The sequence below is a fragment of the Mesorhizobium sp. CAU 1732 genome (assembly GCF_039888675.1).
Taxonomy (GTDB): Bacteria; Pseudomonadota; Alphaproteobacteria; order Rhizobiales; family Rhizobiaceae; genus Aerobium.
In genome coordinates, this window is the sequence record NZ_JBDQQR010000002.1 from 54084 (window position 1) to 80338 (window position 26255).

Below are 26255 nucleotides of genomic sequence, written 5' to 3' on the forward strand. Positions count from 1 at the left end.
GGTTGCGCGCAACGGCGTATAGCGGTTACCCCATTGGACCAGTGGGGCAATACCAATTACGCCATGCGATGTCGCAGACGGCCTTGCCGGATGTCGCGCTTTGTCGTCAATATGGCGATAACGAGGCACGCCCAACGTTGCCCGAAGTCAATGGGTCCGAAAGAATCAAACGGAGTGAGGAACGAAATGTCTAACGAACTCGATTATTTGAGCCGTCGCGTCGCTGCGGGCAGACTGAGCCGCCGCGATTTCCTCGGACGCGCCGCAGCCCTCGGCGTGACGGCGACGATGGCCAACTCGTTCCTTTCATCCGCCGCGCGGGCGCAAGGCGCCGTCAAGGGCGGCATCCTGAGGGCCGGCATGCTCGGCGGCGAAGCCACCAACAGCCTCGATCCGGCAAGCTTCCTCAGCCAGGTTCCCGGCCTCTTCGGCAAGGCATGGGGTGAATATCTCGTCCGCCAAAACCGCGACGGCTCGCTCGAAAACCGCCTCGCCGAAGAGATCGGCGCATCCGACGACGCCAAGACCTGGACGATGAAGGCGAGGCAGGGTGTCGAGTTCCACAACGGCAAGACGGTGAGCGCGGAAGACATCGCAGCCACGATCGAGCGTCACGCCGATGCCAACTCGAAGTCCGGCGCGCTGGGCATTCTGGGCAATATCGGCACCATCAAGGCGAGCGGCAACGAGGTTATCGTCGAACTGAAGGAGCCCGACGCCGACTTCCCGTATCTGATGGCCGACTACCATTTGATCATCCAGCCGAATGGCGGCAAGGACAATCCGACGGAAGGCATCAGCGCCGGCCCTTACAAAGTCGCCGTGAACGAGCCCGGTGTGCGCCACGGGGGCGAGCGCTTCGCCAATTTCTGGGGCGGCGACACGTTGGGGCATGCCGATCAGGTCGAGATCATCGTCATCAACGACGCCACTGCCCGCACCTCGGCCCTCCAGGGCGGCCAGGTCCATATGATCAACCGCGTCGAGCCCAAGATCGTCGATCTGGTCAAGCGCGTTCCCGGCGTCACGATCCAGAACGTCGCGGGCCGCGCCTACTACCCGTTCAACATGTTCTGCGACACCGCGCCCTTCGACAACAACGATCTGCGCATGGCGTTGAAGCTTGCCATGAACCGCGAGGAACTTCTGGAGAAGATCCTGTTCGGCTATGGTTCGGTCGGCAACGACTTCCCGATCAACGCGGCCTATCCGCTGTTTCCAGAAGGCATCGAGCAGCGCGTATTCGACCCGGAGGCGGCCGCCGCCGCCTACAAGAAGTCCGGCCACAGCGGCTCGATCCTGTTGCGCACCTCGGACGTCGCATTCCCCGGCGCGGTCGACGCGGCCCAGCTTTACCAGCAGTCCTGCGCACAGGCCGGCATCACCATCGAGATCAAGCGTGAGCCCGGCGACGGCTACTGGTCGGAAGTCTGGAACAAGCAGCCCTTCTCGCTCTCCTACTGGAGCGGACGCTCGACCCAAGACCAGCAGTACTCGACCGGCTACGTCTCGACGGCGGACTGGAACGACACACGCTGGAAGCGCGACGATTTCGACAAGATGCTGTTCAGCGCCCGTGGCGAATTGGACCAGGAAAAGCGCAAGGCCACCTATCGCGACATGGCGATCATGATGCGCGATGAAGGCGGCGTGATCGTGCCCTTCTTCAACGAATGGATCGATGCCTCGAGCGACAAGATCGGCGGTTTCGTCCCACATCCGGCCATGGACATGATGGATGGCTATGCGCTGGGAGAATGCTGGGTGATTGCATAGACGGACCCGGCCCGTGGGGACCACCCATCCAATCCTGAAGCTAGTCGCCCAGCGTATCGCGCTGGGCGTGCTTCTCCTCTTCGCTGTGTCGGCATTGATCTTTGCCGGCACACAAATCCTGCCCGGCGATGTCGCCTCGTCCATTCTGGGCCAATCGGCGACACCGCAAGCGCTGGCCAATCTGCGTGAAGAACTCGGCCTGAACGACCCTGCCATCGTGCGCTATTTCGCATGGCTCGGCGGCGTGTTGACGGGCGATCTCGGCACGGCGCTGACGACGCGCCAGGACATCGCGACCACACTGATGCCGCGCCTGTGGAACACCCTGTTCCTCGCCTTCTGGACGGCGATCGTGGCGGTGCCCCTCGCGGTTCTGCTCGGCCTGCTCGCCGTGCGCTACCGCAACGGCCCGGTCGACAAGGCGATCTCCGGTTTCGCGCTGGCGTCGACCTCGCTGCCAGAATTCTTCATCGGCTACCTCTTGATCTTCTTCTTCGCCGTGAAGATGCAGTGGTTCCCGTCGATCTCCACCGTCTATGACGGCATGCCGCTTCTCGAAAAGCTGAGGGCGATCGTCCTGCCGGGCACCGCGCTACTGCTGGTCGTGCTCGCCCACATGATGCGCATGACGCGCGCAGCGATCCTGAACGTGATGCAGTCCGCCTATATCGAGACGGCCGAACTCAAGGGCCTGTCGCAGTTCGACATCATTCGCAGGCATGCGTTTCCGAACGCGATCGCGCCGATCGTGAATGTGGTGATGCTGAACCTCGCCTTCCTCGTCGTGGGCGTCGTCGTGGTCGAGGTGATCTTCGTCTATCCGGGCCTGGGCCAGTACCTCGTCGACCACGTGGCAAAGCGCGACGTCCCGGTCGTCCAGGCAGTCGGCCTCATATTCGCAGCGGTTTACATCAGCCTGAACATCTTCGCAGACATCGCCGCAATCCTCGCGAATCCGCGACTGAGACATCCGAGGTAGACGCCCGGCATGCTTGATTTCAAACGCATAACCCCCGGTGCTGCGATCGGGCTCACGCTGACGGCCCTGTTCCTGATCACCGCGATCTTCGCGCCCTGGATCGCGCCGTTCGGCAAGGGCCAGATCGTGGGTGGCGTCTGGGAACCGATGTCGGGCCAGTATTGGCTCGGCACCGACAATCTCGGACGCGACCTGCTGTCGCGCATGATCTACGGCGCCCGCACGACGATCTTCATCGCCGCCATGGCGACCGCACTGTCCTTCACGCTCGGCGCGATACTCGGCCTGACGGCCGCCGTGCTGGGCGGATGGTTCGACACGCTCATGTCGCGCTTCGTCGATCTCCTGATGGCGATCCCGACGCTGATCTTCGGCCTCGTCGTCCTCTCGGTGCTGCCCACAACGATCCTCACGCTGATCCTCGTGATGGGCATCCTCGACTCGACGCGCGTCTATCGCCTGACGCGTGCCGTCGCCGTCGATATCAACGTGATGGATTTCGTCGAGGCCGCGAAACTGCGCGGCGAAGGCATGGGCTGGATCATCTTCCGCGAAATCCTGCCCAACGCGCTCTCGCCGCTCATCTCCGAACTCGGCCTGCGCTTCATCTACGCGGTGCTCTTCCTGTCGGCCCTCTCCTTCCTCGGCCTCGGCGTCCAGCCGCCGGAAGCGGATTGGGGCGGCATGGTGAAGGAAAACAAGGACGGCATCGTCTTCGGCATCCCGGCAGCCCTCATTCCGGCAGCCGCGATCGCCGCGCTGGCGATCTCGGTCAACCTCGTCGCGGACTGGATCCTCAACCGCACCACCGACCTCAAGGGAGGACGCGGCAATGGCTAGGAAACCGCAAAAGCCCAAGCATGACGGCACGCTTCTCGACATCCGCAATCTGCGCATCGAAGCGACCGTCTATCCTCCGGGCGAAGAGCCGCGCAACGTCACCATCGTCGACGACGTCTCGCTGACGCTCGAGCGTGGCAAGGTTCTGGGGCTCATCGGCGAATCCGGCGCGGGCAAGTCCACGATCGGGCTGTCCTCCATGGCGTTCGGCCGTGGCGGCGTCCGGATCACCGGCGGTGAGGTGCTGCTCAACGGCCGCGACATCATGAAATCCGGCAAAGGCGGCATCCGGCGCATCCGCGGCAAGGAGGTGTGCTACGTCGCCCAATCCGCAGCAGCCGCGTTCAATCCCGCGCACAAGCTGATGGATCAGGTGGTCGAGGCGACCGTCGAGCATGGCAGCGCGTCACGTGCGGAAGCCGAGAAGCGTGCGAAGGCGCTCTTCAAGAAGCTCAGCCTGCCCGACCCCGACAACATCGGCAATCGCTACCCGCACCAGGTTTCCGGCGGCCAGCTCCAGCGCGTCATGACAGCGATGGCGCTCTGCTCGCAGCCCGACCTGATCGTCTTCGATGAGCCGACGACCGCGCTCGACGTGACCACCCAGATCGACGTGCTGGCGGCGATCAAGGACGCGATCCGCGACACCGGCGTCGCCGCGCTCTACATCACGCACGACCTCGCGGTCGTCGCGCAGGTGTCCGACGAGATCATGGTGCTGCGCCACGGCAAGCTGGTCGAATGGGGCGATACGCGTCAGATCATCAAGGAGCCGCGGCAGGAATACACCAACCAGCTCGTCTCCGTTCACGAGATCGAACATGCCGAAAAAGCCGCCGCGGAAGGGCAAGCGCCAATTCTGTCGGTGAAGAACATCACGGCATCCTACGGCAACAGCGCGATCAAGGTGCTGAACGACGTGTCGGTGGATATCTTCCCCGGCCAGACATTGGCGGTGGTCGGTGAATCCGGCTCCGGCAAATCGACGCTGGCACGCGCCATCACCGGCCTGCTTCCGCCCACGGATGGAACGATCACCTTCGCGGGACGAACGCTGTCGAAGTCCCTGTCGAGCCGCAAGCGTGACGACCTGCGTGAATTGCAGATGATCTACCAGATGGCCGACGTGGCCATGAACCCGCGCCAGACCGTCGCGACGATCATCGGCAGGCCGCTGGAGTTCTACTTCAACATTCGCGGCAAGGAACGCGACCGTCGCGTCGCCGAACTGCTCGACAAGATCGAGATGGGCCAAGGCTTCGCAGACCGCTACCCGGCCGAGCTTTCGGGCGGCCAGAAACAGCGCGTCTGCATCGCGCGGGCGCTGGCGGCCAAGCCCAAGCTGATCATCTGCGACGAAGTCACCAGCGCGCTCGATCCGCTCGTTGCGCATGGCATCCTGCGCCTCCTGCTTGATCTGCAGGCGGAGGAGGACGTCGCATACCTCTTCATCACCCACGACCTCGCGACGGTGAAGGCGATCGCGGATTCCATCGCGGTCATGTATCGCGGTCAGGTCGTGCGCTACGGCACGAAATCGACCGTGTTGACGCCGCCCTTCGACGATTACACCGACCTGCTCCTGTCCTCGGTCCCAGAGATGGAGATCGGCTGGCTGGAAAAGGCGATCGGCGGCCGACGCATGGCCAGCGCCGGCAACTAGCTATTGATCGATACGCATTCAGAAACGGAGCCATCGATGGCGCTGAAGTCCAAACTGTTGCTCATCATTCTGGATGGCGTTCCCTATCGCAACTGGCGCAGGCTTTTCGGCAATCTCGAAGGCTGGGTGCAATCGGGCGCCGCGCGCGTCTGGAAGATGCGCGCGGTGCTGCCGTCGACGTCGGCCTGCTGCTACGCGTCCATCCACACCGGCGTTTCGCCGCAGCAGCATGGCATCCATTCCAACGAGGTTCGCCACAAGGTGGATTTTCCCGACCTCTTCTCGGAGATCACCAAGGCGGGCGGCAAGACCGGCGCAGTGACGCATTCCTACTGGTCGGAATTCTTCAACCGCTACCCCTTCGATCTTGTCGAAGACATGGAGTATGACGAGCCCGGCGGGCCGATCACGCATGGCCGGTTCCACACGATGACGGGCTACAATCTGAAGAACCAGATGACGCCGTCGGACGTCGACCTCTTCGCCACGCTCACCATGCTCTGCAAGCGCCACGGCATCGACTACGGCATCCTTCACACCTGCACACTGGATTCCATGGGCCACCGCTTTCATCACGAATGCGAAGAAATGGATCATGCATGCGCCGGCATGGACGCCATGCTCGCAGCCTTCCTGCCGCGATGGCTGGAGGCCGGCTACGAGGTGATCGTGACGGCGGACCACGGCCAGAGCGACCGCGGCCACCACGGCGGCGCCGGCGAAGATCAGCAGGACTTCGCGCTCTACTATTTCGGCAAGGCGAAGGGACCGAAACCGGACGTGCTGCTCGACCAATTGCAACTCGCGCCGACGATCCTCAAACGTATGGGCGTCGCAATCCCCGATACGATGACGGCAAAGCCGTTCCTGTCTTGACGTCTACTCTGCCGGCTCGGTCACGCACGCGTCGTCGCGCGTCGCGACCGGCTTGCCATCGCGCAATGCGATAGCGGTGATGATAGCGGCGCACAGCGCAACGGCTGCACAGATGAGCGCGGCGATAGAGAAGGCATCCCCGTATGCCGTCTGGGCGGCAAGGCGCAGCGCCTCTCCCTGCGCACCCAGGAGATCGGCCTGCGCGATCGCGCCCCCTACAGTGTCGATCGCGACCGCCTCCGTTTCATCAGGAAGCCCGGCTGGCAGCGTGGCGACCATCGCTGTCCGATAGAGCACAGCGACGACGCTGCCGAGGATGGCGATGCCGAGTGCGCCGCCGAATTCGGAGCTGGTCTCCGCCATGCCGGCAGCCGTGCCCACGCGCTCCGGCGGAGCCTTGCCGATGATCAGGTCGGTCGCCAGCGTGAAGACCGGCGCGAGCCCGAACGACAGGACGATACAGGCGGTAACGATCAGGATGAGCGACGACAGTCCGGCCGCCACCGACAGCGTGGCAAAGCCGACAGCCGCGATCACCAGACCGCCGGACATCAGCCATGCCGGGCGGATGCGGCTTGCCAGCGCAGGCGCGAGCATCGAGCCGCCGATGAAGCCGATCGCGGACGGCGCCGACCACAGCCCCGCCTCCAGCGGCGAGAGGCCGATAACGAGTTGCAGATATTGCGCGATCAGAAGGAACGAGCCGAAGGCCGCGAAGAAGCCGAATACATTGATGGTGAGTGCCGCGCTGAACCCTTTGGAGGCAAAGAACGACAGGTCGATCATCGGCGTTTCGATGTGGCGCTGGCGGCGCAGGAAAAGCCAGCCGACGATGATGCCAAGCGCGATCGTGCCGAGCGAGATCGCATCGAGCCCGGCGACCGCGCTGTGCTTCACGCCATAGATGATAGACAGGACCGCAATGAGCGACAGCGCGGCGCTGGCGATATCGAGCCGGCCCGCATCCGGGTCGCGATATTCCGGCAGCAGGATCGGTGCGAGCACCAGAAGCAGCCCCATCACCGGCACCGCGATCAGGAAGACCGAACCCCACCAGAACCATGTAAGCAGCACGCCACCGATCAGCGGACCGATCGCGCCGCCTGCGGAAAAGCTGGCGATCCACACGCCGATCGCGAATGTCCGCTCCTTCGGGTCGAGGAACATGTTGCGGATGAGCGAGAGCGTGGACGGCGCGAGTGTCGCCGCCGCCAGCCCCAGCATGGCACGAGCGACGATCAGCATCTCGGCGCTGGTCGAGAACGCGGCCAGAACGGACGCCACGCCGAAGAAGACCCCGCCGATCATCAGGAGCTTGCGCCGGCCGATGCGGTCGCCCAGCGTCCCCATGGTGATCAGCGCGCCGGCAACCATGAAACCATAGATGTCCACGATCCAGAGAAGCTGCGCGGCGGATGGTTGCAGGTCGGCGCTGAGGCGCGGGACGGCGAGGTTCAGCACCGTCAAATCCATGGAGTAAAGCAGGCATGGAAGCGCAATGACGGCGAGGCCGATCCATTCGCGCCGACCCGCCTTGGGCTCCGATGGCTCAACGGACGATTGCTTGTGTGCTAGGTCAGACATGTCGTTCCCTCTGCATCGGCTCGTGCGTTCACCGAAGGACGAACGCGAACGCTGCAAACCGACAATGCCGAAGCAAAACCCTGGGCGATTGAAGATTTGGGGCGTCGGACCGCGAGACAGTCGAAGGCCCTCACCCTACGGACGCGACCATAGAGGGAGGGTGCTGACAGCATTGCGTCAGGAGGAAAGGAAGCCCGGACTCCGCGTCAGAAGGGCCAGTCGCGGCGCGCGAGCGCGCGCAACGCTTCGACGATCCTCGTAAAACTTTCGCGCGCCCGGCCAACCGTATGACGGCCGCGCAGATAGCCGTGCACCAGACCCGGCTCCTCGTGCCAGAAGGCTTTGCCGCCTGCACCGAGGATCGCATCGCGATAGGTTTCCCCGTCCGAGGACAGCGGGTCGCATTGCGCGGTGATGACCACGGTCGGCGGCAGGTTCGCGAAATCCGTGTCGGCAAGCGGCGCCGCCGTTTTGTCCGGCGCAGCCGCTTTTCCGCCCGTGCGTATATCCTTGTAGAATGCGACCTCGCGGGTGGTCAGCATCGGCGCGTCGGCGTGCTCGATATAGGAACCCTTGCCCATGTCGCCGCCCAGCCCCGGATAGATCAGGACCTGGCCGATGGGCCGGCGCGCATGACCGCGCGTTGCGTGCGCGACCGTGGCAGCGAGAGCCCCGCCAGCGGAATCGCCGCAGAGCAGGATCGGGCACGCATAGGTGTCAGTTGCCCAGCCGAAGGCCGACATCGCATCATTGAACGCGGCCGGATGGATGTGCTCCGGCACCAGCCTGTAATCGACCGACACGACCTCGAAACCGGTTCGTGCGCACAGTTCGGCGCAGACATCGTCATGGCTGTCGAGGCCACCGAGAATGAAGCCGCCGCCATGGAAATAGAGAACCATCGCGGCTTCGTTCGTTATCGCCGGCCGATAGATGCGGATCGGGATGGCATGGCTCTGCACGTCGATCGCCGTGGTCTCGACCACAACGCCGTCCGGGTATCCGGCGAAGAACGCGCGGCACATGCGATCGTAAATCTCACGTTGCTGCACGATCGTGTAGTCGATCGTATCGGGCGGGTAGAACGCATTGGTGCGGTCGATGAAAGCCCAGGTCTCGGCGTCGATGAGCGTGGCGTAATCGGTCGTCATTTGCCCTTCCAGACCGGATCGCGTTTCTCAGCGAATGCCTTGAAGCCCTCCATATTGTCCTCCGACGCGTAAAGCTCGTCCACGGTACGGAACTTGCGCTTGGTGATCCAGTTCATCGCCTCCTGGAAGGTCATCGCCTCCGCCTCCCGCGCGACCTCCTTGATCGATGCGAAGACGAGCGGCGGACCACCCGCCAGGAGCCGCGCGATCTCCCACACGCGGTCTTCGAGTTTGTCGGCGGGCAGGACCTCGTTGACGAGGCCCCAGCGATGCGCCTCTGCAACGTCCATCCAGCGGCCGGTGAGCAGGAGGTCCATCGCGACGTGATACGGCATGCGCTTCGGCAGCTTCACGGTCGCTGCGTCGGCAAGTGTGCCCGCCCGGATTTCAGGCAACGCGAAGGAGGAATGGTCGGAGGCGTAGATCAGGTCGCAGGACAGCGCCAGTTCGAAGCCGCCGCCCACCGCCATGCCGTTGACGCAGGCGATGACGGGCTTGTTCATGTCGCGCAGTTCCTGCAGGCCGCCGAAGCCGCCGACACCGTAGTCGCCATCGACCGCATCGCCACCGGCGGCGGCCTTCAAATCCCAGCCCGCAGAGAAGAACTTGTCGCCCGCCGTTTTCACGATGGCGACGCGCAGGCCCGGATCGTCGCGGAAGGACTGGAACGTCTGCCCCAGGAGGCGCGACGTGGCGAGGTCGATCGCATTCGCCTTGGGCCGATCGAGCGTGATTTCGAGGACCGCGCCGTCGCGGCGGGTCTTTACAATGTCGCTCATCATTTCACTCCGTCATCACCAGCAATGCATCCGCAACCCAGGCACCGTGACCGATTTCGCACACGATCAGCGGGTTGATGTCCAGTTCTTCGAGGCGGCCCGCGTTTGCCAGCGCGAAATCGGCGATCTGCGCGATGGCATCGACAGCCGCGTCGACGTCGGCCTTCGGTCTGCCTCGGTAACCGTCCAGCAGCGGGAACAGTCTCAGCGACCGCAACGCCGCATCGATATCGCCACGCGACGACGGAAGCAGCAGCGTCACTGAATCCTGCAGCAATTCGACCAGCACGCCGCCGGTGCCGATCGTCATCACGGGGCCAAACAGGGGATCGCGCGTGACACCGACGATCAGCTCAGCCACCCCGCCCGCCACCATGCGCTCGACATAGAGGCCACAGCCGAGCGGCGCGAGGCCCTGAGCGGCAGCTTGGACGGCGTCCGCGTCGCGCAGGTTCAACCACACAGCGCCCAGTTCGGATTTGTGTGCGACACCCAGCGCCTTCAGGGCGACGGGATAGCCAAGCGCGGCGGCTGCCTCAACAGCCTCGTCAGAGGTGGCCGCGCGGCGCCCGGCAGGAACCGGCAGCCCGAATTCGGCGAGCATGGATTTGGCTAGGGCTTCGTCGAGGGCGCGCCTTTCCTCTACCCCTTTAAGGGGGAGAGGTGCCGAGCGTAGCGAGGCGGAGTGGGGGTAGTGCTCCGCTGCTTTGCCCCCACTCCGTCCCGGCTTCGCCGGGCCACCTCTCCCCCCAATGGGGGTAGAGGAAGGAACAAGCCAAGCCTCGCCAACAAACGCCGCCGCCTCCGCAGCATCGAACGCGTCGGCGATCCCGTGCAGCGGTACGATGCCGCGCTCGATCAGCTCGGCGCAATATTCTTCAGGCAGGTTCTCCGCCATCGAGGCGACGATGGCGCCCTTCGCCCCATGCGTCTTGAGCGCCGCCGAGAACGCATCGACCGTCGGCCACCAATCGGCATCGGAACAGCAGTCGCTGCGCGGAAAATCGAGCACCAGCAAATTGAGATCGAAGCCGCCCGAGACCATGGCGGAAAAGGTCGCCGTCATCGCCGGCCGGTCGTTCCAGATGAAGGTGTGGTAGTCGAGCGGATTGGCGATCGCCACGAGCGGCCCGAGCGTCGCCTTGACGGTGGCGCGGTGTGCATCGTCCAGAGCCGGGAAATGCACGCGCCTTCCCTCTGCGGCATCCGCCATGACGGAGGCCTCGCCGCCCGAACAGCTCATCGAAGACAGGCGCCTGCCCGCCAGCGGCCCGGCGACATGCAGCAGTTTGAGTGTTTCGAGGAAGGACGGGATCGTATCGACCCGCGCAATGCCGAGCCGTTTGAGAAACGCATCGGAGGCTGCATCGGAGCCGGCGAGCGAGGCCGTATGCGAGATCGTGGCGGTGCGCGCCTGCTCGGAGCGCCCGACCTTCATGGCGACGATCGGCTTGCCGAATTCGCGCGCGCGCGATGCCAACCGCTCGAAACCCGCCACAGAATCGAACCCTTCGATATGCAGGCCCAGCACCGAAACCCGCTCGTCCTCGATCAGGCCCAGCGCCATCTCCGACAGGCCGGTCTGTGCCTGGTTTCCCGCCGTCATGATGTAGGCCACAGGCAGCCCGCGCTTCTGCATCGTCATGTTGATGGCGATATTGGACGACTGCGTGATGATCGCGACGCCGCGTGACCCTTCCGCCAGGCGCTGCCCGCCATGCTGGTCGGGCCACAGAAGCGCGCCCTCGGCATAGTTGATCAGCCCGTAGCAATTCGGCCCGATGATGGGCATGTCGCCGGCCGCCGCGATGAGGTCGGCCTGGAGTTGCGCACCATCGACATCGTCGGCATCCGCCTCCAGGAACCCGGCCGCAAAGCACACCGCACCGCCCGCCCCTCGCCCGGCAAGCGCCCGCACCATCTCCACCGTCAGGCGCCGGTTGACGCCGATGAAGGTCGCGTCCGGAGCGCCCGGCAGATCCTCGATGGAGCGATAGGCGCGAACGCCCTCGATCTCGGCCTTGTTCGGATGCACCGGCCAGATTTCGCCGGCAAAGCCCATCTTGAGCGACTGGCGAACGACGTTCGTGCCGAAGAACCCGCCGCCGATGACGGCGATGGTGCGAGGGCGGAGGAGGCGGTCAAGGCGCTGCACAGGCACCCCCCTCTGGCCTGCCGGCCGCTGCATGCAGTCGCAAGGCTATCCCCCCACCGCCCGCAGGAGCGCGCGACTGATGATGTGTCGCTGGATTTCGCTGGTGCCTTCCCAGATGCGCTCCACCCGCGCGTCGCGCCAGATGCGCTCCAGCGGGAGGTCGTCCATCAACCCCATGCCGCCATGGATCTGGATCGCCTCATCGGCGACGAAGGCGAGCATCTCGGTCGCCTTCAGCTTGGCCATCGCCATGTCCTCGTCCGTGACCGTGCCGGCGTCGTATTTCCAGCCCGCTTCCATGGTGAGCAGATTGGCCGCCTTCAGCTCGGTCGCCATGTCGGCCAGCTTGAAGGACACGCCCTGGAACTTGCCGATCTGCTGGCCGAACTGCTCTCGGCTAGCCGCGTAGTCGATGGCAAGGCCAAGCGCGCGCTCCGCGCGCCCGAGGCAGGTCGCGGCGACCTGGAGCCGCGTCGCGCCGAGCCAGGAACTGGCGACGTCGAAGCCTTTATGGACCTCGCCGAGCACTTGGCTTGCCGGCAGCCGGCAATCGTCGAATTCGAGGATCGCATTGGTGTAGCCGCGATGCGAGACGTTGCGGTAACCGTCGCGCACGGTGAAGCCGGGCGTGCCCTTGTCCACGAAGAACGCAGTGATTTTCTTTCGCCTGCCGCGTGGCGTTTCCTCTTCGCCGGACGCCATGAAGACGATGGCAAAACCGGCGATGTCGGCATGGCTGATGAAATGCTTGGTGCCGTTCAGAACCCAATCGGTCCCGTCCTGCACCGCCGTCGCCTTCATGCCGCGCAAATCGGAGCCCGCGCCCGGCTCGGTCATGGCGAGGCAATCCCACGTCTCGCCGCGCATGCAGGGATAGAGATACTTTTCCCGCTGCTCCGGCGTGCCGGCAAGGAGAATGTTGGACGGCCGCGCGACGCAGGTCCAGTGCAGCGCATAATTGGCGCGACCGAGCTCTTTCTCGTAGAGCAGCCACGTCAGCGTATCGAGGCCGGCGCCGCCGACCTCCTCCGGCATGTTGGCCGCGTAGAGACCCGCAGCGATCGCTTTTTGCTGGATTTCCCGGATCAGCTCCATGCGCAGATGGCCGGTCCGCTCGACCTCCATCTCATGCGGATAGAGCTCGGTTTCAACAAAGGCCCGCGTGGTCTCGACGATGAGGCGCTGTTCGTCCGTGAGGCCGAAATTCATGCTCAGCCCTTCTTTTTCTTCTTCGGCTTGTCCGCCTTCGCCTTGGCTGCCGCCTTGGACGGCTTGGCGCCTGCAAGCTTCGCCAGGCGCTTCGTGTAGTCGTTGTGAAGCTCGCCCGCGCCCCACCCCTTGCCCTTGTTCTGCTTGCCCAGCGCTTCCATGATCGCGACGAGATTGTCGTCGCGGATTTTTTCGAGTTCGCGGATCGAATAGGCACCGGACTGCTCGTCCGACTGCCCGGCGATCAGATCGACCAGTTCGTCATTGAACTCCGGCACGTCCATCAACTTCGTCCACGGCCATGACAGACACGGCCCGAACTGCGCCATGAAGTGCCGCATGCCGGCCTCGCCACCGGCGATGCGATAGACCTGGAACATGCCCATCTGCGCCCAGCGAAGACCGAACGAATAGCGCATGATGTCGTCGAGTTCCTCGACGGTCGTGATGCCATCCTTGATGAGCCACAGCGCCTCGCGCCACATGGCTTCCAGCAGGCGGTCGCCGACGAACGCCTCGATTTCCTTGCGCACGACGACCGGCTTCATGCCGATCGAGGCGTAGAGCGAGCGCGCCTGCTCGATCGCCTCTGCGGAGGTCTGCTCGCCACCCACGATCTCGACCAGCGGCAGCAGGTAGACGGGGTTGAAGGGATGACCGACCACCAGCCGCTCGGGATGCTTCTTCATCGCCGGCTGCATGTCGGACGGCTTGATGCCCGAGGTGGACGAGCCGATGATGGCCCGCTCAGGCGCGTGAAGATCGATCTCGGCCAGCACCTTGTGCTTCAAGTCGAGCCGTTCCGGCACGCTTTCCTGGATGAAATCCACACCGGCCACGGCATCGGCGATGGTCTTTGCGTAGGTGATCCTGCCTTCTTTCGGCAGGCCGCCCGGCACCATCCTTTTATAGGCGCGCCGCGCGCCCTTCATCACTTCGCCGACCTTGCGGTCGGCTTCCGGATCGGGATCGAAGATCGCCACGTCGATGCCATTGAGCACCAGACGGGCAACCCATCCCGCGCCGATGACGCCGCCGCCGATGCACGCTGCTTTCGTGATGGTCATTCCTCAACCTTTCCAGATAGCTCGAATTGACGCCGGCAGTAATTCATCAGCCGAAGATCAGAAACATGATGGGACCAATCGCGATCGGCAGGCCGAGCAGTGCAATCAACATGAATTGCCTTCGTCCTCCCAGAGGAGGTTCCGACCGGCCTGCCCGTTCCAGCAGAAACAACACGGAACGGGCCGCCACACCGACAAGGAATGGCCAGAGCAGAAGAAGCGCAAGCAGCCTGTCATAACCATGTGGATCAGCAGTCCAGTTTGCAAAAGCCGCGAGCAGAAAAACAGCGATCAGGCCCGCCAGACACACACTCACCAGCCGGACCGCAGTCCCGAAGCGGGTCGCAAGCGGTGCTGCAAACAGCAACAATGTCGCGGCGAGAACGCCAAGCTCCAGCATGGTCGGCGCCATACGCCTCCTATCCGTTGATCGGCGCCCGCTTCGTGAGCCCCAGCCTCTTGCGCACCTCGTCCGGTCCGATCACCCGCGCGCCGAGGTTTTCGACGACCGTCACCGCGCGCTCGACCAGTTGTGCGTTGGTTGCAAGCACGCCCTTGTCGAGCCAGAGATTGTCCTCGAGCCCGACGCGGACATTGCCGCCCGCGAGAACGGACGCGGCCACATAGGCCATCTGGCTTCGGCCCAGCGCGAAGGCGGAGAAGGTCCATTCCTTCGGCACGTTGTTCACCATCGCCATGAATGTGTTGAGATCGTCGGGAGCGCCCCACGGCACACCCATGCAAAGCTGAACCAGCGCATCGGGCGCAAGCACGCCTTCCTCGACCAGTTGCTTGGCGAACCAGAGATGGCCGGTGTCGAACGCCTCGATTTCGGGCTTCACGCCCATTGCGGTCATCATGCCGCCCATGGCGCGCAGCATGCCGGGCGTGTTGGTCATCACGTAGTCGGCCTCGGCGAAATTCATCGTGCCGCAATCCAGTGTGCAGATTTCCGGCAGGCATTGGCGCACATGCTCGACGCGCTCGGTGGCGCCTGCCATGTCCGTGCCCTTTTCCTTCAATGGCAGCGGGCTTTCGGTCGAGCCGAAAATCATGTCGCCGCCCATGCCGGCTGTCAGATTCAGCACCACATCGACCTCGGCGTCGCGAATGCGCTCCGTCACTTCCCGGTAAAGTGCGATGTCGCGGCGCGGCGCACCCGTTTCAGGATCGCGCACGTGGCAATGGACGACGGCCGCTCCCGCCTTGGCGGCGTCTATCGCGGAGTCCGCGATCTGCTTCGGCGAGCGCGGCACGTGCGGGCTCCGATCCTGCGTGCCACCCGATCCGGTGACGGCACAGGTGATGAAAACCTCGCGATTCATGGCCAATGGCATCGGCTTCTCCCAACTCGATTGGCGCACAGCATGCCCGACTTGCCGATGATTGCTTTGCACTTTACGAAATAGACATGACAAAAAACGCAAGCCCATCGATCTTCAGGCCGACCGCGTCGCCATTGACGATGACGATACTCGTGTTTTCGGGCGCATCAGTCATGTGCGTCGCCTCCGCCATCGATCCACTTCGCGCTGCAAACCGCGTCGTCGGCAAGACGGTGTTCGACTGGACGCTGGTTTCACCGGATGGAAGGCCTGCGATGACGACATCCGGCATCCCGGTCGCCACCGATCGCTTCGATCCAGCGGCCGAGGCGGATGTGCTGATCGCGATCGGCGGCTTCGGCACGCGCAATGAGGCGACGGCCGCACTCGTGACGGGGTTCAGGCGTGCGGCGAAGGCTGCCAGCGCCTATGGCGGCATCGAAGCGGGAAGCTGGCTGCTCGGCCGCACGGGTCTGCTCGAAGGCCGCGCGGCCACCACGCACTGGGAGGATCTGGAAGACTTCGCGGCGAGCTTTCCCGGGTGCGACGTGCGTCCGGATCGCTATGTGATCGACGGGCCGGTCTTCACGGCCGGCGGCGCATCACCGACCTTCGATCTCATGCTGCACCTCATCCGTTCGCGTCTTGGCATGGCCGTGGCGCTCGATGTGGCGAGCGTGTTCATCTACGATCAGGCTCGCGCGGCGACGGACGCCCAGCCGCTCGTATCGCTGGGACGGCTCGACGGGTACGACCCGCGCCTGGCCCAGGCGATCCGGCTGATGGAAAGCCACGTCGATCGCCCCCTGCCCGTCTCGGCGATCGCGCGGCGGGCCGGCATCACGGCACGGACGCTGGAAACGATCTTCGCCTCCGCGATCGGCGAAACGCCGGGGGCCTATTATCTGCGTCTCCGGCTCAACGTGGCGCGGCGGCTGGTGCTCGATACGGCGGAACCGATGGCCGACATCGCCGCCAGAACAGGCTTTTCGTCGGCCTCCGCCTTCAGCCGGGCCTTTTCGAATGCGTTTGGCCAAGCGCCGGTGAGAATGCGAAAGCGCTGAGTTCGTTGAAGCCGAGAACCGATTGGTCTATATCATGGTATATACCATGGACATGGAGGCGCTGCGGTGGGTGTCATCGGCAAACTTTTCAAGAACGGACGCAGCCAGGCTGTCCGCATTCCAGCCGAATTCCGCTTCGAGGGGACGGAGGTGGAGTTTCGTCCGGGACCCAATCCGGGCGAGGTGATCCTTTCGTCCAAAGTCGAGGCGGCAGGGACGCTTGATGCGTTCTTCAAATCGCGCACGAAAATCCCCGATTGGGAACTGGAGGGGTTCCTCGAGCACCGGGAGCAGGGACAGCATGAGCGCGACGATCCGCTCGCATGAAAATATGGTTGCTCGATACGAATACCATCAGCGCGGCTGTTCATCGCAGATCGGAAACCCTTGATGAACGCTTGTTAGAGCTTGGCGCTCTTCCCCTTCGCGTCTCAGCGATTTCCTATGGCGAAGTGCAATTCGGTCTCGCGCAGAAACCAGCCGCACGGCATCTGGCCCGCAGCATCGCCGATTTCTTTCGCAACGTACAAATCCTGGACTGGACCGAATCGACGGCTGAAGTTTACGGCACTCTCCGCGCCGACATGAAGAAGGCAGGCAAAGCGCTCTCGCCGCTCGACATGCTGATCGCTGCCCATGCGCTGGAGGCGCACGCGACGCTCGTTACCAGCGATCGCGCCTTCCGCTTCGTTCCGGGCCTCGATACCGTCGACTGGATCGAGGCGTGATCTATCAGAACACGGGGTTCGACCTTAACGCGCTGGCGACAATGCCGGCAGTGTAAACTGCGCCACCTTGTTGATCTGATCCGGTCGTACCGCTTTGAGATTTCCGAGAAATGCGCGCACGGCGTCATCACCATAGGCGCGATGACTGATGGCGAAGAGCATCACGCCCGTCTTGCCGTCCGGACCTGCGTAGGGCGAATAGCGATAAGCGTTCCACGCGGCGATGTACTGGCCGTTTTCATCCTTGCTGCTCAGGATGAAATCGAGGATCGCCTCGCCGGTCTGCTGGTTCTGGATGACGTCCATGTTCAAAAGCGGATCACTGCCTTTGCGCTGGTTGAGCATGTTTACCTGGGCGGCCAGCGCGCCGTTGGTATCGATGCCTTCCGCCACCAGTTCGATCATCAGCATCGTCTCATATCTTTGAACGGCCTGTCCGACCGGCACGTATTCCTGCTTCGTGTAGACGGGCGATGGCTGCGCACTCCAGGCGAGCGCATAGGCTTTTCCGTCGAAGGAGATCGGACCCGGCACGCCAAGATGATCGGTGGCATCATCGGCATGGGCGATGCCGCCAAACGCGACGACGAAAAGAAGCGCTGCGATATGCAGCGATCGAAAGCAGGCGGACCTACAGGATTCCATCGTCACGGCATTCTCCTCGGATGTTGCCCGCTCCCCGACGTGACATTCGTGGAAAGACGGCCCGTCTGCAACCGAAGATTGTTGGCCATGAAAAAAGGCGGCGGGCCTTTCAGCCCGCCGCCTTTGCCTTCTTTTGATCTGCCGTTTGCCGGTCAGGCGCGTTCCAGCACCACTGCGATGCCCTGGCCGACGCCGATGCACATCGTTGCCAGCGCCAGCTTGGCGCCGCGCTCGCGCAGTTCGAGCGCCGCCGTGCCGGAGATGCGCGCCCCGGACATGCCAAGGGGATGCCCAAGCGCGATCGCCCCACCATTCGGGTTCACGTGCTCCGCGTCCTCGGCGATACCGAGTTCGCGGAGCACGGCGATGCCTTGGGAGGCAAAGGCTTCATTGAGTTCGATGACGTCGAAATCCGAAGGCTTGAGGCCGAGGCGCGCGCAGAGCTTGCTGGTCGCGGGCACAGGACCGATGCCCATGATGCGCGGCTCGGCACCGGCGGCAGCACCGCCCACGATGCGCGCGATCGGCGTCAGCCCGTATTTCTTCACCGCGGCTTCCGACGCGACGATGATGGCAGCCGCGCCGTCATTGACGCCCGAGGCGTTGCCCGCGGTCACCGTGCCACCTTCTCGTTTGAAGGGCGTGCCGAGTTTGCCGAGCGTTTCGACGGTCGTGCCCGCGCGCGGATGCTCGTCCTTGTCGACCACGATCGGGTCGCCCTTGCGCTGCGGGATGGTGACGGGAACGATCTCCTTCGCGAGGCGGCCATTGGCCTGTGCCGCGACGGCCTTGTCCTGGCTGCGAACCGCAAACGCGTCCTGATCGGCGCGGCTCACCTGGAACTGCTCTGCGACGTTCTCGCCGGTTTCCGGCATGGAATCGACGCCGTATTGCTTCTTCATCAGCGGATTGACGAACCGCCAGCCGATGGTGGTGTCGTAGATTTCCGCATTGCGCGAGAAAGCGGTGTCAGCCTTCGGGATCACGAAAGGTGCACGCGACATGCTCTCGACGCCGCCGGCGATCATGATTTCCGCCTCGCCGGCCTTGATCGCACGTGCCGCGATCGTCAGCGCATCCATGCCGGAACCGCAGAGCCGGTTGACGGTCGAGCCCGGCACCGACTTCGGCAAGCCCGCGAGCAGCAGGGCCATGCGCGCGACGTTGCGATTGTCCTCGCCGGCCTGGTTGGCGCAGCCATAGATCACGTCGTCGATCGCGTCCCAATCCACGCCGCCATTGCGCTCCATCAGCGCCTTCAGCGGCACGGCACCGAGATCGTCGGTGCGCACGGATGAGAGGGACCCGCCGAAGCGGCCGATGGGGGTGCGGACGTAGTCGCAGATATAGGCTTCGGTCATCTTTAGAGCTCCGGTACGATGAGATCGCCGATTGTGCCGTCAACGACGAGCGTCGCTTCGGTCACGGCCTGCAATTCGGCAAGACTGATGGCGGGAAGTTTCTCGCGCAGGACGAAACGCCGGTCAACGATGTCGACCACCGCGAGGCTCGTATAGACCGTCGTGACGCAGCCGACACCGGTCAGCGGAAGGCTGCAGGCCTTGACGAGCTTCGGCCGCCCGTCCTTCGTCGTGTGGTCGGTGATGACCGCGACGCGCTTGACGCCGTTGACGAGATCCATCGCGCCGCCCACGGCAGGCACCGACTTCGGACCTGTGCTCCAGTTGGCGAGATCGCCGTTCTCGGCAACCTCGTAGGCGCCCAGAATGGCCACGTCGATGTGGCCGCCGCGCACCATCGCAAACGAGTCGGCGTGGTGGAAGAACGAGGCGCCCGGATTCAGCGTCACGGCCTTCTTGCCGGCGTTGATGAGGTCCCAGTCTTCCTCGCCCGCTGGCGGGGCTTCGCCGAAATCGAGAATGCCGTTTTCGGTGTGATAGATGACCTCGCGCCCGTCCGGCTTGAACTTGGCCACCATCTCGGGGAAGCCGATGCCGAGGTTCACATAGGCACCGTCGGGAATGTCCTGCGCCGCGCGCCACGCGATCTGTGCATTGGTCAGCTTGGCCGTCATCACTTGGTCACCTCGCGCAACAGAGCCTCTTCCTGGGCAGGATTCACGACCTCGACGATGCGATTGACGAAGATGCCCGGCGTCAGGACGTGTTCGGGATCGATCGCGCCGGGTTCCACGACCTCGCGCGCCTGCACGATCGTCGTCTTGGCGGCCATCGCCATCAGGGGTGAGAAATTCCGCGCCGCCTTGTTGTAGGTGAGGTTGCCCTTGCGGTCGGCGCGTTCCGCCTTGATCAGCGCGACGTCGGCCTTCAGCCAGCGCTCCTGGACGTAATTGCGCCCCTCGAACTCGGCGACCGGCTTGCCCTCTGCGATCTGCGTGCCGTAGCTCGTCGGCGTGTAGAAGGCGGGGATGCCCGCGCCCCCGGCGCGAATGCGCTCGGCCAGCGTTCCCTGCGGCACCAGTTCCAGTTCGATCTCGCCGGCCAGATATCTGTCGGTAAACGCCTTGGGATCCGTCGAGCGTGGAAACGAGCAGACCATCTTGGCGACCATGCCGGCATAGATCATCGCCGCGATGCCGACCGCGCCATTGCCCGCATTGTTATTGATGACGGTCAGGTTGCCGGGCGAACCGGTCTTCTTGTAGCGCTCGACCAGCGCATGGATCAGCTCGGTCGGTGCACCGGCACCGCCGAAACCGCCGATCATGACGGCCATGCCATCCTCGATGCCATTCAAGGCACCATCGATATCCGGATAAATCTTGTTCATCACCGTTTCCCGCAAACGTCAGCCAGCATAGGCGCCCATCCAAAAAGTTCGCATTGCGAACAAATGTTTCCTATGCGATACATGCGTAGATGAACACGGATGATGAGTCAATCGAGCAGGCAGCAGGCCGCGACCATGTCGGGTCGCTTTTGCGTGGGCTTGGCGTACTGGAAATCCTCGCCGCACATCCGTCGGGCCTGACGCTCAGCGAGATGGCCGACAAGGCGGGATTGACGCGGGCGGGCGCGCGCCGCTTCCTGCTTACCTTGGTGGCGTCGGGTTATGCGGTGCAGGACGGGCGCAAATTCCTGCTGTCCTCGCGGCTGATCTCGGTCGCACGTACATGGCTGTCGGGCTCGTCGCTCTGGTCCTTTGCCGAACCCTTCATGCGCGACCTTTCGCAGCAACTGAACGAATCCTGCTCGGCGGCGATCCTGGCGGACGAGGACGTCGTCTATGTCGCCCGCGTGGCGGGGCGACGCATCCTGAGCGTAGCGCTTCATGTCGGCACCCGCCTGCCCGCGCATTGCACCGCGATGGGCCGGGTCCTGCTGTCGGACCTGCCGCCCGCCGAGTTGCAGCGCTTCCTCGCCTCGGCCACGATACACGCCAACACGCCAAAAACGGTGACCGACCGGGCGGAACTGGCGCGGCTGATCGGCGAAGCCCGCGAGCAGGGCTATGCGACGCTGGACGAGGAGCTCGAGCTCGGCTTGCGCTCCATCGCGGTTCCGATCCGCGACAGGTCCGGCCGGATCGTCGCTGCGATCAATATCTCGACCCAGTCCGCACGCCATTCCGTGGCCGGGATGGAGCGCGAACTTCTGCCGGGTTTGCGACGAGCTGCTGCCTCGATCGAGAATTTCTTCGTGGTGCAGTAAACCTAAACGTCCGCGCCGATCATCCGCCGCATTCTCTCAGCCAGCCGCGTTTCCAGCCGGCGGTGAACCGCCCGCCCCCAATGATCGACTGCCGCCGTCGCTTCCTGCGCGCGCGGCAGTGCAAGCAGGCCGTCCACGATCGAGATTTCCTCGGTTGCGAGAAGCCTGTCGATAGCCGCATCGGCGGCGTCGTTGGCAGCGAGGGAATGAGGGGAGTGAACGGTCATCATCATGGTCGCGACCATCGCTCCCGAACCGGGCGCGATGAGGGCCGGGAGGTGAAACTTTCGCGACAGTGGCAGCCTTAATGGTTAACGCCGCGCAGGTCAGCCAGCGAGGCTGCGCGCCTCATCCTCGATCGCCGCGCGCATGCCCTTGGAAATCATGGTTTCCAGCCGGCTCGCAACCGCCCGGTTCCATTCCGGCGATGCCGCAACTGCGTCGGGAAAAAGGCCGGGCAGGTTCATCAGCCGATCGACGATCGAGGACGAATCGCCGCCGGTATCCGCCAGCAGCGCCTCGATTTCAGCGTCACGCGGGTCGCGCAGCTTGTATCGTTCACCGGTCTCGTCCATGCCGAGACAATAGCGCATCCAGGCAGCGACAGCGAAGGCAAAGGCACCCGGTTTCTGGCCGTTCGCCAGCGCAAAACGTGCGGGCTCAGCCAAGCGTTGGGGCAGTTTTTGCGTGCCGTCCATCGCGATCTGATAGGTCTGGTGTGCGATCTCCGGGTTTTCGAATCGCCGCACGAGATCGTCCGCGTAATCATCGAGCGATATGCCCGCCACAGGGTCGAGCGTCGCTGCGGCGGCCCCCATGTGCCGGCGAACCAGCGTCGCGAGCGACGCATCCTGCATCACATCGCGCACATGTTTGTGGCCGGCCATGAAACCCGAATAGGCGAGCATGGAATGCGCGCCGTTCAACATCCGGAGCTTCATCTTCTCGTAAGGCGCGACATCGGCTGCGAAGATCGCCCCGCCCGCGCCCCAATCGGGCCGGCCCGCGACGAAATCGTCCTCGATGACCCACTGCGTGAAGGGTTCGGTCTCGACAGCCGCGCGATCCTCCAGACCCGTTAGTCCCTGCGCGTCCAAGACGGTCTGTTCCGTGCTGGCCGGCGTGATGCGATCGACCATGGTCGATGGAAACGTGACCTTCGCATCGATGAAATCCAGAAGATCGGGCTGGACTGCGCCGGTGAACTCTTTCACCAGACGCTCGACCACATGGCCGTTCGACGGAAGATTGTCGCAGCACAGAACGGTAAAGCCCGGAAGATTGCGGTCGCGACGAAGCCGCAAGCCTTCGACGATGAAGCCGACCGCACCGCGCGGATGACGCGGATCGGCAAGATCGGGCGCAATCGACGGGTGAGCCCGATCGATCCCGCCGGTTGCCGGGTCGAGGCCGTAGCCCTTTTCCGTGATCGTCAGGCTGACGATCTTCGTCTCGGGCGATGCCAGCGCCTCCAGAACGGCCTCCGGTTCATGCGGCGCGACCAGCACGCGCCGGATCGAACCGATCACGCGCGCGTCGACACCCTCCTGTCCACGAACGAGCAATGTATAGAGGCCGTCCTGCGGGTTCATCGCCTCGGCGACGTCCGCCGACCTGAGGCTGACGCCATCGATCAGCCAGTCGCCGCCAGAGGCCGCGAGCGCGTCGTCGGTGTAGACCGCCTGATGCGCCTTGTGGAACGCGCCGATGCCGATGTGAACGATGCCCGCCTTGCGGCCAGCGCGCTCCCAGCGCGGGCCTGCCGCAGTCGCGGCAATCTCTGCCGACGCGTTGAGACGGATCATGCGGTGCTCCTCCCTGATGCAGTGAAGCCGGCCACATGGGCCAGCTTCATTTGTATACTAGAACACTTCCATCGCAAATGTGAAACGGTTTTGCTTCGAACATGCCTGGAAACAGGGAGATAGAGCGTTTCCCAGCCGCATTTAGTCGGCAGCGTTCTCCGCCATAAGCGTCACATGGGCAAGGTCGAGGCCCTACACGTATCGGTTGACGATGTTCTCCAACCGCTCCTGACGTCCCGAGCGCGGCTGCGGTTCGATGCCGTTCGTCAGCACGCGCTGCGAGATTGTCTCAAGCGAAGCGTTCGCGGACAGCATCGCCTTTGCTTCCGCGCCATCCCAGCCGGCATAGCGCTCCGCAAGCGGGCCTGAGAGCGCCTCGTCCTCGATCATCTTCGCCGCCGCCTTCAGCCCCCGCGCACAGCAATCGATGCCGCCGATATGCGCCTCGAGCAGGTCCTCCGGCTCCAGCGATTGGCGCCGGAGCTTGGCGTCGAAATTCGTGCCGCCCGTGGTGAACCCGCCGCCTGCGAGCACATGATAGAACGCCAGCGCCATCTCCGGCACATTGTTGGGAAACTGGTCGGTGTCCCAGCCCGACTGGTAGTCGTTGCGGTTCATGTCGATCGACCCGAAGATGCCCAGCGCATTGGCCAGCGCCAGCTCGTGCTCGAAGGAATGTCCCGCCAGGATCGCGTGGCCCTGCTCGATGTTGACCTTGACCTCGCCCTCCAGCCCGAAATCCTTGAGGAAGCCGTAGACGGTGGCGACGTCGTAATCGTACTGGTGCTTGGTCGGCTCCTGCGGCTTGGGCTCGATCAGGATCGCGCCCTTGAAGCCGATCTTGCGGGCGTACTCCACCGCCATCGACAGGAAGCGCCCGGCCTGTTGGCGCTCGCGCTTCAAATCGGTATTCAAAAGCGTCTCGTAGCCCTCGCGGCCGCCCCACAGCACATAATTCTCGCCGCCGAGCCGCTGCGTGACGTCGATGCAGCTCTTCACGGTCGCCGCCGCATAAGCAAAGACGTCCGGGTCGGGATTGGTCGCGGCACCGCCCATATAGCGGCGATGCGAGAACAAATTGGCCGTGCCCCACAACAGCTTCACGCCGGTCTCGGCCTGCTTCTTTGCAAACACGTCGGCGATCTCGTCGAGCCGCGAAATGCTCTCGCGCAGCGTGTCGCCCTCGGGCCGCACGTCGGCATCGTGGAAGCAGTAGAACGGCGTGCCGAGCGTCGAAAACATCTCGAAGGCGACGTCGGCCTTCAGCCGGGCCAGTTCCATCGTGTCGCCTGCGCCCGCCTTGGGAAACCACGGTCGCTCGAACGTCTGGCCGCCGAACGGATCGCCGCCCGGCCAGGCGAACGAGTGCCAGTAGGCGATCGAAAACCGCAGATGATCCTCGAGCCGCTTGCCCAGCACCACCTCGTCCGGATTGTAATGGCGATAGGCGAGCGGATTGCTGCTCTCAGGCCCCTCGTAACGAACAGGCTTGATATCGCCGAAAAAACCGCTGCTCATGATGACACTCCTCTGATGGCTGGGTAGAGCGCGCGATAGCGCGAATAGGCATCCGCATAGGCGGATGCGAGATTGGCATCCGGCTCGATCGTCTCGGCAGTCTCTGGCGCCGCGCAGACAGCAACCGGCTCGGCTTTCTCGGCCGCGATCAGCCCAAGCCGGGCCGCCCCGAATGCAGCGCCGAAATCGCCATCCGACGGCAGGTCGACGGAGACGCCGAGCGCCGTTGCGATGGATTTGAGCCAATAGCGCGAACGCGACCCTCCGCCGATGGCGGTGACGCGCGTCAATTCGGTGCCGGCCGCATGCAGCGCTTCGAGACTGTCGCGGAAGGCGAAGGCGACGCCCTCGACCACCGCCTGCGTCAGCGCGGGACGGTCGGATTGATGCGCCAGGCCGGTGAACGAGCCGCGAATGATCGCGTCATTGTGCGGCGTGCGCTCGCCGGAGAGATAAGGCAGGAACGTGACGCCCGTGGGCGCGCGCAGATCGTCACCGAGTTCGCTCGTCAAATCACCGGCCGTGTGCCCGGTGACATTCGAAAGCCAGTTGAGCGAATCCGTCGCCGACAGGATCACGCCCATCTGGTGCCAGGTCTGCGGCAGGGCGTGGCAGAAGGTGTGAACCGCGCTTGCGGGGTTCGGCAGATAGGCTCCATTCGCCGCGAAGAGCACGCCGGACGTACCGAGCGACACGAAGGCGTGCCCCGGCTTGACGGTGCCCATGCCGCAGGCGGACGCCGCATTGTCGCCCGCGCCGCCGGCAACGACCACGTGACCGGAAATGCCCCAGCGCGCCGTGAGCTCGGCCTTCAGGCGACCCGCTTCCTCCGTGCCCTCGACCAGCGACGGCATGTGGCTTTCATCGAGTTCGGTTGCGGCGAGAAGATCCGCCGACCAGCGCCGATTGCCGACGTCGAGCCATGACGTACCGGCCGAATCCGACATCTCGGAGATGAATTCGCCCGTCAGCCAGTAGCGAAGATAATCCTTCGGCAAGAGAACCTTGGCAACGCGCGCGAAAATATCGGGTTCGTTCTCCCTGACCCAGGCGAGCTTCGGCGCCGTAAACCCGGGGAATACGATGTTGCCGGTGATCTCGCGAAAGCGGGGATCGGCGTCGAGCGCGGCTGCCTGGTGATGGCTCCTTGTGTCGTTCCAGAGAATGCAGGGGCGTAGCACATTGCCACCTCTATCCAGCAGGGTAGCGCCATGCATTTGACCCGACAGGCCAATACCTTTGATCGCTGCGATTTCCGCCGGGTGCGAAAGCTTCAATTCGTCGATCGCCTGCTCGGCGGCCGCGATCCAGTCCGCGGGATTCTGTTCCGACCAGCCGTTATGAGGCCTGCTGACCGTCAGGGAACTATGCGCCGTCGCGATCGGCCGCTGATCCCCGTCGATCAGCAGCGCCTTGACGCCGGACGTGCCGAGATCGAGCCCGAGATACATGGATTTCC

At 64.0% G+C, this 26255-nt stretch carries 25 protein-coding genes; 9 read left to right on the top strand and 16 right to left on the bottom strand.

The window, feature by feature from the left end:
- Window positions 1-186: 186 nt before the first annotated feature.
- The 5 genes from AAFN55_RS17940 to AAFN55_RS17960 are packed head-to-tail and all read left to right on the top strand — an operon-like array spanning window position 187 to window position 6134.
- Complete coding sequence (locus tag AAFN55_RS17940; protein ID WP_347800346.1) at window positions 187-1776, top strand: ABC transporter substrate-binding protein; 1590 nt, start codon at window positions 187-189, stop codon at window positions 1774-1776.
- Window positions 1777-1789: 13 nt separating this feature from the next.
- Window positions 1790-2755: an ABC transporter permease gene (locus AAFN55_RS17945; RefSeq protein WP_347800347.1), complete on the top strand. Its 966-nt coding sequence runs from the start codon at window positions 1790-1792 to the stop codon at window positions 2753-2755.
- Between the two features lie 9 nt (window positions 2756-2764).
- Window positions 2765-3595, top strand: coding sequence for an ABC transporter permease (locus AAFN55_RS17950; RefSeq protein WP_347800348.1), 831 nt, complete (start codon window positions 2765-2767; stop codon window positions 3593-3595).
- Window positions 3588-5258 carry an ABC transporter ATP-binding protein gene (locus AAFN55_RS17955; protein WP_347800349.1) on the top strand — a complete coding sequence of 557 codons (1671 nt, stop codon included), beginning with the start codon at window positions 3588-3590 and terminating at the stop codon, window positions 5256-5258. The genes AAFN55_RS17950 and AAFN55_RS17955 overlap by 8 nt, the downstream gene beginning before the upstream one ends.
- A 36-nt stretch (window positions 5259-5294) precedes the next feature.
- On the top strand, window positions 5295-6134 hold the full coding sequence (locus AAFN55_RS17960) for an alkaline phosphatase family protein (protein WP_347800350.1): 840 nt from the start codon (window positions 5295-5297) through the stop codon (window positions 6132-6134).
- 3 nt (window positions 6135-6137) lie between these two features.
- Here AAFN55_RS17960 and AAFN55_RS17965 read toward each other — a convergent pair whose 3' ends face one another.
- The 8 genes from AAFN55_RS17965 to AAFN55_RS18000 all read right to left on the bottom strand — a co-directional run bounded on the left by AAFN55_RS17965 (window position 6138) and on the right by AAFN55_RS18000 (window position 15416).
- Complete coding sequence (locus tag AAFN55_RS17965; protein WP_347800351.1) at window positions 6138-7718, bottom strand: MFS transporter; 1581 nt, start codon at window positions 7716-7718, stop codon at window positions 6138-6140.
- 206 nt (window positions 7719-7924) lie between these two features.
- Window positions 7925-8869 (bottom strand): alpha/beta hydrolase, encoded by a 945-nt coding sequence (locus AAFN55_RS17970; RefSeq protein WP_347800352.1) that lies wholly within the window; start codon window positions 8867-8869, stop codon window positions 7925-7927.
- Complete coding sequence (locus AAFN55_RS17975) at window positions 8866-9648, bottom strand: carnitinyl-CoA dehydratase (RefSeq protein ID WP_347800353.1); 783 nt, start codon at window positions 9646-9648, stop codon at window positions 8866-8868. The genes AAFN55_RS17970 and AAFN55_RS17975 overlap by 4 nt, the downstream gene beginning before the upstream one ends.
- Window positions 9649-9652: 4 nt before the next feature.
- Complete coding sequence (locus AAFN55_RS17980; protein ID WP_347800354.1) at window positions 9653-11803, bottom strand: acetate--CoA ligase family protein; 2151 nt, start codon at window positions 11801-11803, stop codon at window positions 9653-9655.
- A 45-nt stretch (window positions 11804-11848) separates the two neighbouring features.
- Window positions 11849-13012 carry an acyl-CoA dehydrogenase family protein gene (locus AAFN55_RS17985; protein ID WP_347800355.1) on the bottom strand — a complete coding sequence of 388 codons (1164 nt, stop codon included), beginning with the start codon at window positions 13010-13012 and terminating at the stop codon, window positions 11849-11851.
- 2 nt (window positions 13013-13014) lie between these two features.
- Window positions 13015-14079, bottom strand: coding sequence for a carnitine 3-dehydrogenase (locus tag AAFN55_RS17990; RefSeq protein ID WP_347800356.1), 1065 nt, complete (start codon window positions 14077-14079; stop codon window positions 13015-13017).
- Window positions 14080-14125: 46 nt separating this feature from the next.
- A complete protein-coding gene (locus AAFN55_RS17995) occupies window positions 14126-14491 on the bottom strand; it encodes a hypothetical protein (RefSeq protein WP_347800357.1) in 366 nt (121 codons plus the stop codon).
- 7 nt (window positions 14492-14498) lie between these two features.
- Window positions 14499-15416: a 3-keto-5-aminohexanoate cleavage protein gene (locus AAFN55_RS18000; RefSeq protein ID WP_347800358.1), complete on the bottom strand. Its 918-nt coding sequence runs from the start codon at window positions 15414-15416 to the stop codon at window positions 14499-14501.
- A 74-nt stretch (window positions 15417-15490) separates the two neighbouring features.
- On the opposite strand from AAFN55_RS18000, the gene AAFN55_RS18005 reads away from it, so the two are divergent.
- The 3 genes from AAFN55_RS18005 (at window position 15491) to AAFN55_RS18015 (ending at window position 17196) form a co-directional block, all read left to right on the top strand.
- Window positions 15491-16468: a GlxA family transcriptional regulator gene (locus AAFN55_RS18005; protein ID WP_347800359.1), complete on the top strand. Its 978-nt coding sequence runs from the start codon at window positions 15491-15493 to the stop codon at window positions 16466-16468.
- A gap of 66 nt (window positions 16469-16534) precedes the next feature.
- Window positions 16535-16795 carry an AbrB/MazE/SpoVT family DNA-binding domain-containing protein gene (locus AAFN55_RS18010; RefSeq protein ID WP_347800360.1) on the top strand — a complete coding sequence of 87 codons (261 nt, stop codon included), beginning with the start codon at window positions 16535-16537 and terminating at the stop codon, window positions 16793-16795.
- Window positions 16792-17196 carry a type II toxin-antitoxin system VapC family toxin gene (locus AAFN55_RS18015; RefSeq protein WP_347800361.1) on the top strand — a complete coding sequence of 135 codons (405 nt, stop codon included), beginning with the start codon at window positions 16792-16794 and terminating at the stop codon, window positions 17194-17196. The genes AAFN55_RS18010 and AAFN55_RS18015 overlap by 4 nt, the downstream gene beginning before the upstream one ends.
- A gap of 24 nt (window positions 17197-17220) precedes the next feature.
- On the opposite strand, the gene AAFN55_RS18020 is transcribed toward AAFN55_RS18015, so the two are convergent.
- The 4 genes from AAFN55_RS18020 to AAFN55_RS18035 form a co-directional block, all read right to left on the bottom strand.
- Window positions 17221-17847: a hypothetical protein gene (locus AAFN55_RS18020; RefSeq protein WP_347800362.1), complete on the bottom strand. Its 627-nt coding sequence runs from the start codon at window positions 17845-17847 to the stop codon at window positions 17221-17223.
- A gap of 146 nt (window positions 17848-17993) precedes the next feature.
- The gene (gene pcaF, locus AAFN55_RS18025; protein WP_347800363.1) at window positions 17994-19202 is read right to left on the bottom strand and encodes a 3-oxoadipyl-CoA thiolase; all 1209 of its coding nucleotides are present in this window, start codon (window positions 19200-19202) and stop codon (window positions 17994-17996) included.
- Window positions 19203-19204: 2 nt separating this feature from the next.
- Window positions 19205-19876 carry a 3-oxoacid CoA-transferase subunit B gene (locus AAFN55_RS18030; protein ID WP_347800364.1) on the bottom strand — a complete coding sequence of 224 codons (672 nt, stop codon included), beginning with the start codon at window positions 19874-19876 and terminating at the stop codon, window positions 19205-19207.
- Entirely contained in the window at window positions 19876-20592 is a 717-nt protein-coding gene (locus AAFN55_RS18035) for a 3-oxoacid CoA-transferase subunit A (RefSeq protein ID WP_347800365.1), read from the bottom strand. Before AAFN55_RS18035 ends, AAFN55_RS18030 begins: the two co-directional genes overlap by 1 nt.
- An 89-nt stretch (window positions 20593-20681) precedes the next feature.
- On the opposite strand from AAFN55_RS18035, the gene AAFN55_RS18040 reads away from it, so the two are divergent.
- On the top strand, window positions 20682-21473 hold the full coding sequence (locus AAFN55_RS18040) for an IclR family transcriptional regulator C-terminal domain-containing protein (RefSeq protein WP_347800366.1): 792 nt from the start codon (window positions 20682-20684) through the stop codon (window positions 21471-21473).
- Between the two features lie 2 nt (window positions 21474-21475).
- Here AAFN55_RS18040 and AAFN55_RS18045 read toward each other — a convergent pair whose 3' ends face one another.
- From AAFN55_RS18045 to xylB, 4 genes are all read right to left on the bottom strand, one after another.
- Entirely contained in the window at window positions 21476-21706 is a 231-nt protein-coding gene (locus AAFN55_RS18045; RefSeq protein ID WP_347800367.1) for a hypothetical protein, read from the bottom strand.
- Between the two features lie 93 nt (window positions 21707-21799).
- Window positions 21800-23278 (bottom strand): mannitol dehydrogenase family protein, encoded by a 1479-nt coding sequence (locus tag AAFN55_RS18050; RefSeq protein ID WP_347800368.1) that lies wholly within the window; start codon window positions 23276-23278, stop codon window positions 21800-21802.
- A gap of 192 nt (window positions 23279-23470) precedes the next feature.
- Window positions 23471-24796 carry a xylose isomerase gene (gene xylA / locus AAFN55_RS18055; protein ID WP_347800369.1) on the bottom strand — a complete coding sequence of 442 codons (1326 nt, stop codon included), beginning with the start codon at window positions 24794-24796 and terminating at the stop codon, window positions 23471-23473.
- Window positions 24793-26247, bottom strand: a complete 1455-nt coding sequence (gene xylB / locus AAFN55_RS18060) for a xylulokinase (protein ID WP_347800370.1) — start codon at window positions 26245-26247, stop codon at window positions 24793-24795. The genes xylA and xylB overlap by 4 nt, the downstream gene beginning before the upstream one ends.
- Window positions 26248-26255: the final 8 nt, after the last annotated feature.